Genomic DNA, 14973 nt, shown 5'->3' with positions numbered 1-14973 from the left:
TTTAATAATGCAACATTACAAAGAGCTACTTATCGTATCTCCTTTCGAGATACCGAATACTACTTTAGCTTTAGAAACGATCAAGACCGGTGCATATCCCGTATTGCATCTTGGTCGGAATCTGCAAAAAGCACAAGAATCCTTAGATATCATGAGTGAATCTACAACAGAATCTTTTGGGGTTTGTTTTGTAGATAATACCACATTAAAATTAGACCTTCCACCGAATGTAAGCAGAGTGATTTTTCCTGCTGGTATGGATATATCTGTAAGCGAAAATATAGAAAAATTATGTCAGGTACATTCTTTAGATGAAGCTGCAAGAGTAATAGATAGCGGTATCAGTAATATTATCGTAAAAGGAAATGAAGGAGCAGGAAAAGTGTCAGCGCAGTCCTCATTCATCCTTTTCCAAAGTATAGCGAATAAATATTTAAAAAAAGGAATAAATATTTATATACAAGGAGGAGTCGGTATACATACTACTGCCGCTTGTTTAGCTTTAGGGGCGAAGGGGGTTATTCTGGATAGTCAGATTTCCTTATTTCCTGAATGTGGATTAACTAAAGATCAGAAAAATATTTTTAGTAAACTGAGTGGGAGTGAGACTACTGTAATTGACAATTTCAGAATATTGTTGAGGAAAAATTCTCCTAAATTACCTGTCAACACTAAATATTCGGATATTATACCATTACTGGGAGGATTAGATGTTAATAAGAATATCTTACCTATGGGACAAGATGTTTCATTATCTATTGACTTTGTACAAAAATATAAAAACCTTAACACTTTCGTTTCTAGTTTCTATGAGGCTATATACGGTCATATACAGCAAGCAAAAAGACTGCAAACAATCAAATCAGATAGTAAACTCGCAAAAAGTTTAGATATAAAATACCCAATAGCACAAGGGCCAATGGCTAGAGTAAGCGATGTCCCTGAATTTGCTTGTAGTGTAGCTGATGCGGGAGCATTACCTTTTATAGCCATGGGTATGACGACCGGAGATGCTGCCCGCAACCTGATAGCAGAATCCAGTCGGTTACTCAACGATAAAGTCTGGGGCGTGGGGCTACTAGGCTTTATTCCTACAAAACAACGCGAAGAGCAAACGAAATATATATTGGAGTACAGACCTCCTGTAGTACTTATCGCCGGAGGAAGCCCAGCTTTGGCAAAACCATTTGAAAAAGAAGGTATCAAAGCTTTTATTCATGTTCCATCTCAAACATTGTTGGATATATTTCTTAAAGAAGGGGCGAAGAACTTTGTATTCGAAGGACGTGAAAGCGGGGGACATATAGGCCCTCTTTCCAGCTTTATCTTATGGGAAAGACAGATATACAGATTACTAAAAGAAGATAATCTGTCTGTATTTAGTGTTTTTTTTGCGGGTGGGATACATGATGCATTTTCTTCTGCGTTCGTATCTATAATGTCTGCCACACTCAATGCTAAAGGTGCTAAAATAGGGGTGTTAATGGGGTCTTCATATCTTTATACAAAAGAAGCCGTAGAGACAAAAGCCATCCTCCCTGAATTCCAAAAGTTGGCGATTGAAGAAAATGATACAGTTATTCTGCAAGCAGCTCCCGGACAAGAAACACAGTCTCTAAAATCTCCATTTACAGAATATTTCGGTAAGGAAAAAGAAAAACTACAACGGCAAAACCTAGATAGTAAAGAAATTTGGATCAGATTAGAGGAACTTAATCTTGGTCGTTCAAGAATTGCAACAAAAGGTATTGAACGCATAGGAACTGATCTTGTAAAATTGAACGAGGAAGAGCAAAAAGAAAAAGGTCTTTATATGATAGGACAAATAGCAGCTCTCAATCAAAAAGAAATGACTCTGGATGAATTGCATAAGCATGTAGCTGTAGATAATAACGAGCTACTTTCTCAACTGCCCGATATTGCTTTGCCAACATCAAATACAAAACCATTAGATGTAGCTATTGTAGGAATTTCGGGTATTTTCCCCGATGCGCATAATATTGAAGAATATTGGAGAAATATCGTTCTTGGCAAAAATTGTATCACAGAGGTTCCCGATAGTCGCTGGAATAAAGATCTATATTATGATTCAAACTCTACTGATACAGATAAAGTGGTATCGAAATGGGGCGGATTTATTCCATCGATAGACTTTGATCCTCTTGAGTTTGGAATGACACCTCAATCACTTGCGTCTATAGAACCGACACAATTACTGAGCCTTTTGGTGGCTAAGCAAGCATTAACAGATGCAGGATATGAAAACCTGTCCGAAATTGATTTAGAAAACACTTCCGTTATATTCGGTGCAGAAGGAGCAACAGAACTAGCGGCAAGTTATGGTTTCAGAGGCTATGCAAAACAGGTTTTTGGTGAATTACCAGATGTATTGAAAAATTCCCTACCTCGCCTTAATGAAGATTCTTTTGCAGGAGTATTATCAAATGTAATATCAGGTAGAATAGCCAATCGCTTAAATTTGGGGGGACGTAACTATACAGTAGATGCAGCCTGCGCTTCTTCTCTTGCAGCATTGGATCTGGGCTGTCAGGAGTTATTCTCCAATCGCTCTGATATGGTACTTTTAGGTGGCGCCGACTTACATAACGGAATCAACGACTTCTTAATGTTTTCATGTACGCATGCATTATCCCGTAAAGGTTACTCTGCCTCATTCGATGCAGATTCGGATGGTATTGCCTTGGGGGAAGGCATTGGCGTTTTAGTCCTGAAACGGTTAGCTGATGCTGAGTGTGATGGAAATAAGATATACGCTGTTATCAAAGGAATGGGAGGTAGTAGTGATGGAAAAAGCCTGGGAATGACCGCTCCAAACAGAAAAGGACAGATAAAGGCATTACAAAGAGCTTATCAGAATGCAGGAATTTTACCATCACAGGTAGAAATGATAGAGGCTCATGGCACGGGAACAGTAGTAGGAGACCGAACAGAACTGCGAGCATTAACAGATATGTTTCTTGAATCAGGAGCCATTAAAGGTCAAACATTACTAGGTTCTGTAAAGACACAAATAGGACATGCTAAATGTGCTGCAGGTATTGCTGGCGTTATCAAAGCAGCCCTGTCTATCTACTATAAAGTTCAACCGCCGACATTGCACCTGAATAAACCAAATCCTTATTATGATAAGGACAGCAGTCCTTTTGTGTTTAATTCTCACTCGGGATATTGGGACAGTGAAAAAAGAATTGCAGGAGTTAGTGCTTTTGGTTTTGGCGGAACCAATTTCCATGTAGTGATGGAGAATCATAAAGGTGCTAAAGAGCATAATAGTAGCTTACCGCTATGGCCATCAGAACTATTTGTATTTCGCGGGGATTCACTAATAGAAGCTAAACAACAATTACAGAAAATAAAAGAACTGCTAAGCTACAATGATACAATCAATATTAAAAATATCGCTTACAGTTTGGCAGTAAACAGCAAGAAAGAAGTTCAAGTGTCTATAATTGCTAGTGATTGTAAAGAATTACACAATAGAATTAATGCAGCTCTTGCCGGAAAAGAAGAATATGGGATTTATTTAAAAAATGCGAAAGAAGGAAAGGTTGCATTTATGTTTTCCGGACAAGGTAGCCAAAGAGTAAATATGGCTCGAGATATGTTTGTTGTCTTTCCCGCAATGCGTCGCTTACTTACTAAACATAAAGAATATGAGAAGATACTATTTCCATACTCAGTCTTCGATGAAGAAACGCGTAAAGAGCAAGAGGAAGTTATCACCGATACACGAAATGCCCAGCCATTATTGGGTATTGTAGATTTTGCTTTTGCTGAGTTTCTTAAATCACTAGGTATTATTCCTGATATGGTAGCAGGTCATAGCTATGGAGAATTGGCGGCTTTATGTTTTGCCGGTGCTTTTGATGCAGAAGTGCTAGTACCATTAAGTCATAAAAGAGCTTTATCTATATTAGATGCAATAGAAGAAGACAAAGGAAAGATGATAGCCGTTAGTCTTCCCGAAACAGAGATAATTACGCTACTGGATGGTGAAAAGGATGTATGGGCTGTGAACTTCAATTCTCCGAAACAAATAGTCCTAGCCGGTTCTACCGAAGGAATCAATTCTTTTATGCGAAAACTAAGTAATAAAAATATTGCGTATAAAGAACTTAATGTTGCATGTGCATTTCATAGTCCTCTTTTGCATAAATCAAGAGAGTTGTATGCCGATGTGTTACAGAAGGTTGACTTTAAGACTCTAAATATACCTGTATGGTCTAATACAACAGCAGAGTATTATCCTCAAAAAACTCAAGAAATTAAAAATCGATTAGCGGAGCATCTTATAAAACCTGTACTTTTTACCCGGCAAGTTGAAAATATGTATAATGAAGGAGCACGTATATTTATTGAAGTTGGACCGGGTAGAGTTCTTACTGGACTTGTACAATCCATCTTAGGGGATAAAGTCTCTGCTTTTGAAACAGAAAATAAAAGTTTCAATGGAGTAACTTTCATATTGCATACTCTTGCAAAATATTTGTCGACAGGAAAATCTGTTGACGTTGAAAAACTCTTTGAAAACCGTAATACATCTATAGTAAACATTGATAAGCCTGAACAATATAAGAAGAGTCCTATTGTTTGGCACATTAATGGTCATAATGCTATACCTACTGATGGACGAATGCCTTCAACAGGAGCATATCCGATAATACAACCTATAATGAACTTAAAAAACATGACGAATAATCTAAATAATAATTCCACTTCAGGACTTTCATCCTCTGATCAAGTAATATTAGAGTATCTGAATAGTATGAGAATGATGCTGCAAAGCCAGCGTGATGTTATGCTGGGCTATTTAGGTCATATTCCCAATAATATATCAACTCCAATACAAACGAATTCTGTACAACAAGTACAAGTGTTACCGATGGACACTTCTTCACAACAGGTAGAGCAGAGACAAGAATTTGTGGACATAAATACTTCTTCTTCTAAATCGGCTGAAATATCAACACAAGCCTTATCTATAGATGATATTAAAGGTTTATTGCTCGAGACCGTTAGCGAAAAAACGGGCTATCCCATCGAAATGTTAGGTCTCGACCTAGATTTGGAGGCCGATCTCAGTATAGACTCTATCAAACGAATGGAAATTATTGGATCATTGAGAGAAAAACTTAATATATCAGGGAGCATGGAAGATGCTGAAGATACAGTAGAAAAGCTTGCCTCTGTAAAAACTCTTAATGGTTTGATCGATTGGATTAAGGAATTAGCCAATTCAAGTATAAATCAGACACAAGGTGCAATTATGCCAGATGTAGTTGATTCTGTTGTTCCTATTCAAACTCAAGCCGTGACAATTGATGACATTAAGACTTTGCTTCTTGAAACCGTTAGTGAAAAAACTGGTTATCCAGCCGATATGCTTGGTTTGGATTTGGATTTGGAAGCTGATCTCAGTATTGATTCTATCAAACGTATGGAGATTATAGGCTCATTGAGAGAAAAACTAAATATATCCGGTAGTATTGAGGATGCTGATGATACAATTGAAAAACTAGCTTCAGTAAAAACTCTTAATGGATTAATTGATTGGATAAAAGGGTTAGCTAATGGTGTTGAGAATAAAGATTCTATATCCCAGTCTCAAATAGAACAGATAGCAGTAAAAGAAAGTGATACCATTGAAGGTGAATTGATAAGAATGAGTTTTGAACTTGAAGAAACAACCCTAAACTCTGAAAATAATAAGATACAAGGAAAACGATTTGCCCTTACGGATGATAATGGTGTATATGCTCAAAAGGTTAAAAACGCAATGGAGGCAAATGGAGCTATTGTTGACTTGATACAAGGGGATGAGAATCTTACTCAGTATGATGGACTGGTGATACTCAACTCTTCGGCATCACCTCGAAAATACAGTATAAAAGAAGTGTTTAGTATGATCAAAAATGTAGATCTTGCTAGGATTAAATGGGTGTATACATTCAGTGATGTACTTGGAAATATTAAAATGACTGAAGGGGTATCTAAGTTGAAAGAAATTCAAGGCTTCCCAGGACTGATTAAGAGCCTTGCTCATGAGTTTCCAACAATTAATTTCCGGGCAATAGTATCACATTCTATCTTCGACCCAAATCTTCTATCTCAAATTACTGTAGATGAGTTATTAACAGAAGATGATACTTATACAGAAATAATCTATAAGGATAATAAGAGATATTTTGCAAAACCTAAGCCTGTCACTCTTGTCAAAAATGGAAGTTCTCATTTTTCTCTCGACAAAGATGCTGTAGTTGTTGTGTTTGGCGGGGCACAAGGGATTACGCCGGAGTTGATTAGCGAACTATCAAAAGAATATCCCTGTAACTATATTCTTGTAGGACGGTCTGACGCTCCTACAGAAGAATTTGATAAGTATAAATCATTGGACTCGAAGGATAAGATACGCAGATATCTGATCACTGAAGAAAATATGAAATCTCCCGGCGAAATAGAGAAGAAAGTACAAAAGATATTCAAGACTAATCAGATAAATGAAAATGTTGCAAAAATAGAACAAAACGGAGCGAAAGTAACATATATATCCTTAGATATAAAAAATGAAGAAGCACTGAGAGATTTTATAAAAAAAACATATGATACCTATAACAGAATAGACGGAATATTTCATGCTGCAGGTTTGTTGGACGATAAATTATTTATACATAAAACCTTTGAATCTTTCTATAAAGTGTATTCTACCAAAGTTACTCCACTGCATGTCTTATTGGATGAACTACGTTCCGAGCTGAAGCTATTTGTAATGTTCAGTAGCGTTGCATCAGCTTATGGAAACAAGGGACAATCTGATTATGCTTCAGCAAATAGTGTTTTCGATCATATAGCTTCAATCCTAAATGACAAAGTTGAAGCCAGAATACTAACCATCAACTGGGGACCTTGGAAAGGAACCGGGATGGTGAATGAAACACTAGAAGCTGAATTCAAGAAACGCGGAGTTTCGTTGATCCCTCTAAAAAAAGGAGCTGAATATTTTGTAAATGAGCTTAAATATGGAAAAGAGAGCCATATACTGGTAATGGGTGGAGCAGATGATGTAAAAAGCTTTTTAAATAATTGACTCAGAGGTGGAAAATAAAAAAGATATAGCAATAGTAGGAATGTCTTGTTTTGCTCCTGAAGCAAGTAATTACACTGAATATTGGAACAATCTTATCAATGGGGTGGACTGTATTAAGGATGTTCCTGTAGATAGATTGGATCCTAGATATTTTGATGAGACAAAGACTCCGACTGTAGATCGATTTTACTGCAAACGAGGAGGTTTTATTCCGGATATATTATTTGATCCCATGCAGTTTTCGATCCTACCATTGGCCGTAGAAGGAATGGATACGGCGCATCTTTTAGCATTAAAAAATGTTTATGAAGCGTTGGAAGACGCATCGGTCTTTGAAAAAAATATATCCTTAAAGAAATGCGCATTGGTAATAGGAAAAGGAGCGTATGTGGGATCTGCTATATGGCGAGCTATGGATATTGTTCATGTCAGTCATCAAATAACAGAAGCAGTAAAAAAAGCATTACCCGATTTATCTGATGAAGAACTCGACAAAATAAAAGAACAGTATCAAGCGTCACGAGGGCGTTATCAGGCGGATTCTATGCCTGGGCTTATACCCAATCTGATAGCATCCCTTATTTCTAACAAGTTAGATATGCAGGGACCGTCATATGTAGTTGATGCAGCTTGTGCCAGCTCTTTGATTGCATTGGATCATTGTGTGAAAGAACTAGAAAGTGGAAGATGTGATATTGCAGTTGCAGGGGGAGTTCATGTTGGTCATAATGCTCCGTTTTGGAGTATTTTCTCACAACTTGGAGCTCTATCTCATAAACAACATATCTGTCCATTCAGCGAAAATGCGGATGGTCTACTGATTGGTGAAGGTAGCGGTTTCGTTGTTCTAAAAACGCTGGATAAGGCTATTGCAGATAAAGATCGTATTTATGCAGTCATCAAAGGGGTAGGAGTGAGTAGTGATGGATCAGGAGTTGCCGTAATGGCTCCATCAGTAAAGGGACAAAAACTTGCAATAGAAAAAGCTTGGGCTAATAGAGATTTAGACAAATCTAAAATTGGTTATTTAGAAGCACATGGCACTGCTACAACTATAGGAGATAAGACAGAGTTACAAACTTTATCAGAAGTGTTTCCAAAAGAAGAATCTGACAAAGATGTACTGATTGGTTCTGTAAAATCTAATATTGGTCATGCTATGCCTGCCGCAGGTATTCTTGGCTTGATTAAAACAGTTTTGGCTTTATATACTAGAAAGATTCCTCCAACATTACATTGTGAGCATCCATTAAAAGGGATAGAAAATACCCGTTTCAGACCTGTACAGAAACTACAGGATTGGGATGAAAATAAGTACCCATTAGTTGCTGGGGTAAATGCTTTTGGTTTTGGAGGAATAAATGCACATGTGATCTTAGAAGCATACGGAGATAAACGATCTTTAGACGATGATGTTGAGAAAAGCCCATTTCATGATAAAGTAATAGCGATTAGCTCTACCTCCAAAGAAGAGTTAATAAAGACTTTACGTAATGGACAAACAGCATCTGTTAATAAAGAAGGAGACTACCGTTTGGTTCTATTCAACCCAACTCCAGATAGGATAGAAAAAGCTATAAAGTTTATTGAAAAAGATTTAATATGGAAAGGGCGTCAAGATATTTGGTTTACAAATAAACCACTTATAAAGAATGGAGGAAAGATTGCTTTTATGTATCCGGGTTATGATCCCGGAGTGAATCCTGAAATAGAGAGCCTGATTAACTATTTTAAATTTTCTTTACCTGAAGAGGAATACAAATCAACAGAAAGTAAAATTATAGACAATGTCTTAAGATTGTATCGTATCAACAAAGCGATGGATATGTCGTTGAAGGTATTAAATATAAAATCAGATATGAACGTCGGACACAGCTTAGGTGAGTGGTTCGGTGTGGAAGCATCAGGTATGGTATCAGGTAAATCAATCAAAAAACTTATCAACTGCTTAGATGCGAGTCAATATAAAATAGATGGTGTTTTCTTTATTGCTGTCAGTGTAGGGCGGGAGAGGGTTAAGAAGTATCTAGACTCAATACCTAATCTTTACTTGTCTAATGATAATTGTCCGAATCAAGTATTACTATGCGCTACCGAAGATGCTCTTAAGAAGTTGTCCGAATCTCTTAGGCAGGAAGATATTTTCTTTCAGGTTTTACCATATCAATCTGGATTTCATACTCCTTTCATAAAAGACAGGCTTGATCTGCTTGAGGATTCGTTCCAACATCTCGAATTCCTTGATCCGAGTGTGCCAATGTGGTCATCGAATACATTGGAACCTTATCCAACCGAATCTCATGAGATTAAAGCATTATCTGTCAAACATCTTATAGAAAGTGTGAGATTTAGAGAGCTTATTGAAAAACTCTATGATGAGGAAAATGTACGCGTATTTATTCAGGTCGGAGGAGGAAGCCTTGTCGGATTTGTAGATGATATATTGGTAAACAAACCCTATAGTTCTATATCTGAGGTCAGCACACAAAGAACTACATTAGAGCAATTGAGACGCGTGATGGCATTGCTTTATATAGAAGGTCGGAATGTTGATATGTCTTTTCTTAATGTAGAGAAACTGAATAAGAAAAAACAGAAAAAAGGAATGAATCTACAAATGCTCATGGGCTTTCAATCAGACTTTCCTCTTTTGAGTGGACATGTCCGAAATCGTCTACAAAAAACGACTTCTGTTGATTTTGACTCATTAGCAATGGAAACTTCTCATCCGATAATGTCAGCTCTGAATGAGAATATCAAAGAGATGGCACAAATGCAGATGGAACTAGCCGGACTATTAAAGGAAAGGAATATAAACTATAAAAATATCTCTGCTAATACTCAATCTCAAGTCACGAATACCATTTCGCCTGTTATCGAAAAAGATTTAAAACCTACCATTATAAGAAATGGGGCCAAGACAGGATCAACATTTGAAGAAGATTTATACGTATCATTAGATACACACCCTACACTAATAGGGCACTCATTAGTTAAGCAACCGGCAAATTGGAACTATGTGGAAGACTTAAACCCTGTAATTCCAATGACTATGACCTTTGAGTTGATAGCTGAAGCTGCACATAGACAGGATTTGTCAAAAAAGATTGTAAGAATTGGACCTATCAGTGTTTATCAGTGGATGGAAGTTCATACACCCTTTGTCCAGAAAATAAATGGTGTGTGGAAGTCTGATGAATTACTTTCTTTAAACATCAAGAATTATGCATCGGGCGAGGTTACATTAAGAAACTCATTTTCTAAGCCTGATTCATATTATGAAGATTATATTGATCTGGGAGAAGATATCAGACCATTACCTACACCAGAGCAAATATATGAAAAGTATATGTTTCATGGAATTGAATATCAGGGAATAGAAATGGTTACAAATGTCACAGAAAAAGGTATAAGATCTTATATAAGAAAAAAGGCAGGCAAAGGATCTCTCCTTGATAATATGGGGCAAACTTATGGTTTGTATTTACATCTTATTCTGGATATAAACTATATAACCTTTCCTGTAAAAGTTCAGGAAATTACTTTTTATCAAGATATGCATGATCAAGAAGGATTATTTGAATGTATCTGTTTGAGTAAAACTATTGATAAAGACTTTACGACAGCAGAAATGATACTGAAAAGAGAAGGTAAAGTATGGTGTATTGTCAAAGGCTGGCAAAACAGACGATTTGAGTTTGATAGTTTGCTATGGGAGATGACTTTGAATCCTGGAAAAAATTTTATATCGCAACAAATCGCACCTGGAGTATTTTTATCGGAAAGTATATATAATAAAACAGGTGTTTTAGAATTTCTTAGAAAAAGATACTTAAATCAGCCCGAAAAGAAACGACAAGCTTCTCTGCCTCTAAATAAGCGGAAAGATTATCTTACTAGCAGGATTGCTCTCAAAGATAGTTTAAGGTGGTATGTTCAGAATAAGAGTGGTAAATTAACATATCCAATTGAATACTTTATAAAATATGATGATTATGGCAAGCCTTATGTGTATGGTATAGAAGAAACAAAAGGATTAGAAATTTCTTTAGCCCACAAGAATGGAGCCAGTGTGAGCATTGTTTCAGAAAAATCTGTTGGTATCGACATAGAAACAATAGAGGAACGTACAAAAGACTTTTTGGAAATTTCATTCACCCCTTACGAACTCGAATTGATTAAAGACAAGGATATCACAGAATGGAGCACTCGTTTTTGGGTAGCAAAAGAAGCTTATGGAAAAATGTTAGGCGTGGGACTTCAAGGGAACCCTAAACGATATGAAGTAAAAAGAATAAATGATGACATTCTTTTTATTGAAGATTGCGAAATAAGGATATTTAAATATAAAAACTACATAATAGGATGGACACAATAATCGTAAAAGAAGAAAAAGATCTGGTATTTGAAGTTTTGCATCAGTTTATTTCAGATATAATAGGTGCGGATATAGCAGAAGAACTTGATATAACTCAAAACAGCAATTTTACAAAAGATTTGGAGATGGATAGTATTGAGCTTGTGGCTTTTGCTGAGAAAGTTAGAATTAAATACGGGACGGATATAGACTTTACAAAATGGTTGTCAGCAATGGATCTTGATCAGATTGTAAAGTTGAATATAGGAGATATTGTAAACTTTATTGTTGATGGCAATCATTCAGATAAATAACAAGAAAATCCATGTATTGGAAATGAATCGTGAAGCATCTCAGGCTATTGTGATGATTCATGGTATGTTTACCAATATGTCAGTATTCTACTTTAACATGGCCCCCGAACTGGCTAAACATTTTCATGTTGTATTATATGATTTGCAAAGCCACGGTATGAGTGAACGTGTTGACTGTGGATATAATCTTGAGGCGATGTCTGATGACTTGATAGCTCTACTTGATGTTCTGAATTTAAAGAAAGTACACTTGGTTGGATACAGCTATGGTGGTCTTATAGCCTTAAAAACGGCAATACTTTACTCTGATAGGGTGGAAAAACTAAGCCTGATAGAGTCTCCCAAGCCGGATGAAGGTGATGCTCCTGAAGTACTCCAGAAATATGGAAATAAATTTATAGATCAGTATTTGAATAACTATGCTGAGTCTACATCTTTACAGCCCGGAAAAAGGCAGATTGAAAAGAATAGAAAACTCTATGAATACTTATTCAACCATACTTCAATTAAGGAAGATTTTGATATAGATAATAATTTGTTTGATATATTATCTACCAATTCTATTAAAGTGCCAACCTTATTATTATATGGCTCTGATTCGGATTGTTTATTAGCCGGAAATCTATTGAAAGAAATTATTCCAAATTCTTATTTATTAGAAGGGAGTGGCGATCATAACTTGCCTATTCAAAAACCACAATGGATTATTGAGAAACTATTAGAATTTATGAAATGAAAGGCAAATTTTTATTTATAGTTCCGCCACTTACAGGTCACGTTAATCCTACTTTAGGTTTGGGGGCTGAATTGCTCAAAAATAAACATGAAGTGGCATGGATAAGCATTGATCCTCAATTAGAAGAAAGAATACCCAACGGCGGCACATTTCTTTTACTCGATGCAGATATAAGTGAAGCCGATAAAGAACAGATAAAAAATGAAATTCTGAAGCTAGGCAAAAAAGCTGTTTATGGTCTTGATAGTTTGAAGTTCCTGTATGATGAGGTATTAATTCCAATGAATGCGGGTATGCTTGATGGCATAAAAAAACTTATTGATGCTTATAAACCTGACATCATTATTAATGATCATCAGATATTTGCTGCAGCAGTAGCTGCAATACAAAAGAATATACCTTATGTAACATCTGTAACTGCTCCGGCGGCAATAAAGGTAAACGAATCTTTACCGACGATTCATGCATGGGAAGGAGACCAGATTATAAAGTTTCAAAAGAGTGTAGGGCTTAATAGCGATAAGCGTTTAGATTGCTCCAAATTACTTACAATTGTATATACTTCTAAAAAATTATTTGGAGAATCTAACTTAGATAATTATTACCAATTCGTAGGTCCAGTAATCAATAGAGGAGATTTGACCGATGATTTTGATTGGCATAAACTTCAATCAATGAATGATCGTCCTACAATACTAGTCACAATAGGAACAACATTTGATCACAACCTCAAACGACAATTTCTAAGGAAAGTGACAGAGGCTTTCGAGAATGAAATGATAGGAATCGTAATTGTTTCCGATCCTGAGTTGTTTGACTATATACCTCAAAATTTTATAGTATGTAGACGCATTCCACAACTTAAACTTATCCCTCTAATGGATGCTTTAGTATGCCACGGAGGACACAATACTGTTTGTGAAGCGTTGTCATATGCCAAACCTTTGGTCGTTTTACCTATTGCCTATGACCAATCCTATGTTGCAAGTACAGTTGTAGATAGCGGATCAGGAATACGATTAAACTTCAACAGATTTAAGGCACAACAATTGAAAGATGCTGTCAACGAAATTCTCCATGACAAGAAATATTCAGAAAATGCCCAGGCAATACAAAAATCATTTGAAGAAGCGGGAGGCGTTGCTAAAGCAGTGAAATTATTAGAAAACATACTTACAAAACATACTTACAAAACAAATAGGTCTATAACCTTAAAACAGAATTAAATGTCTAAATTTTTATTTGTAATTCCTCCTTTCTGGGGGCATATAAACCCCACATTAAGTATAGGAGGCACTCTCTTAGAAAGAGGCCATGATGTTGCTTGGGCGGGTATGACCAAACTCAATATGAAACTCTTTCCTTCAGGAGCAAAATACTTCTATATGGAAAAAACAGAGAGTAAAAACGAAAAAGAGATAGAACGAATAATCTTGCTGCAAAATAAGGGCGCTAATATGCCGGCTCTTGAAGCTCTAAAATTAGGGCTGGAAGATACCTATATTCCTTTTGCTAGGATGATGATAGACGAGTTTAATGAGATTGTAGAGCAATATAAACCCGATGTAATAGTGAATGATTGTATTACTTTTGTTGGTGGACTGTCCGCTCAATTAAAAAATATTCCATTTGCCACTATAACGCCTATTACACCTAATGCTCTGAACGACCCTCAAAGTGCACCTAAAGTTACAGAATGGGTACATAAATCAATCATTGATTTACAACGTTTTGTTGGAATAGATGGGGATGAAGAGTTTATGCAGTCTAAGCTATTGAATATGTACTATACTTCACAGCTATTTTGCGGTTTAGATAATGCTTCTGTACCACCCTATATGAAGTTTATAGGGGCATTGACAGGTAGACCGGATAATACTCCATTCGATTGGAAAAAGCTTGAGGCAATGGGTGACCACCCTAAGATATACATTTCGATAGGAACAGTATTGGTCCAAAGTCGGAAAGATTTCTTTAGCCACATGATTGAAGCGTTAAAAGATAATCCTGTTACTGTTATAGCGGCTGCAGATCCTAACATATTGGATGAATGGCCTGAGAACTTTATAGTGCAAGGATATGTTCCTCAATCAGAATTATTGAAACATATAGATGTTGTAATCGGACATGGTGGGTTAAATACAACTTGCGATACTTTTATGAATGGTATACCTATGCTTATTATTCCGATGGCCTTCGATCAATCGCATACAGCTCAACTGATTCAAAACTACGGCTGTGGTATTCGCATCAAATATAGTCGTATGCGCGTTAAAGACATCGAACATGCTGTAGATGAGCTATTATACAATCCTACATATAAAAAAGCGGCTAAAGAGATTCAACAATCTTTTATAGAAGCAGGTGGCAATAAAAGAGCTGCCGAATTATTGGAAGAAATTATAACTGTAAAAAAGTAACTAAAAAGAATATAATTTGAGCATGAGCGTTTTTAACTCAC

At 36.3% G+C, this 14973-nt stretch carries 6 protein-coding genes; all 6 read left to right on the top strand.

Annotation, left to right across the window (positions count from 1 at the left end; all coding sequences use genetic code 11):
• Nucleotides 1-7: 7 nt before the first annotated feature.
• From PKC55_RS11190 to PKC55_RS11165, 6 genes are read left to right on the top strand one after another with little or no spacing between them, the layout of a single operon-like run.
• Entirely contained in the window at nt 8-7105 is a 7098-nt protein-coding gene (locus tag PKC55_RS11190; protein WP_324373052.1) for an SDR family NAD(P)-dependent oxidoreductase, read from the top strand.
• A gap of 7 nt (nt 7106-7112) precedes the next feature.
• On the top strand, nt 7113-11483 hold the full coding sequence (locus PKC55_RS11185; RefSeq protein ID WP_291130767.1) for a type I polyketide synthase: 4371 nt from the start codon (nt 7113-7115) through the stop codon (nt 11481-11483).
• The gene (locus PKC55_RS11180; RefSeq protein WP_291027574.1) at nt 11471-11776 is read left to right on the top strand and encodes a phosphopantetheine-binding protein; all 306 of its coding nucleotides are present in this window, start codon (nt 11471-11473) and stop codon (nt 11774-11776) included. The genes PKC55_RS11185 and PKC55_RS11180 overlap by 13 nt, the downstream gene beginning before the upstream one ends.
• A complete protein-coding gene (locus PKC55_RS11175; protein ID WP_291027576.1) occupies nt 11754-12512 on the top strand; it encodes an alpha/beta fold hydrolase in 759 nt (252 codons plus the stop codon). Before PKC55_RS11180 ends, PKC55_RS11175 begins: the two co-directional genes overlap by 23 nt.
• A complete protein-coding gene (locus tag PKC55_RS11170) occupies nt 12509-13738 on the top strand; it encodes a nucleotide disphospho-sugar-binding domain-containing protein (RefSeq protein ID WP_324373045.1) in 1230 nt (409 codons plus the stop codon). The genes PKC55_RS11175 and PKC55_RS11170 overlap by 4 nt, the downstream gene beginning before the upstream one ends.
• The gene (locus PKC55_RS11165; protein ID WP_291130762.1) at nt 13739-14932 is read left to right on the top strand and encodes a glycosyltransferase; all 1194 of its coding nucleotides are present in this window, start codon (nt 13739-13741) and stop codon (nt 14930-14932) included.
• Nucleotides 14933-14973: the final 41 nt, after the last annotated feature.

The sequence above is a fragment of the Dysgonomonas sp. genome (assembly GCF_035323175.1).
Classification (GTDB): domain Bacteria; phylum Bacteroidota; class Bacteroidia; order Bacteroidales; family Dysgonomonadaceae; genus Dysgonomonas.
Note: the sequence above shows the minus strand (reverse complement) of the source record. Positions and strands in the feature narration are given on the sequence as shown.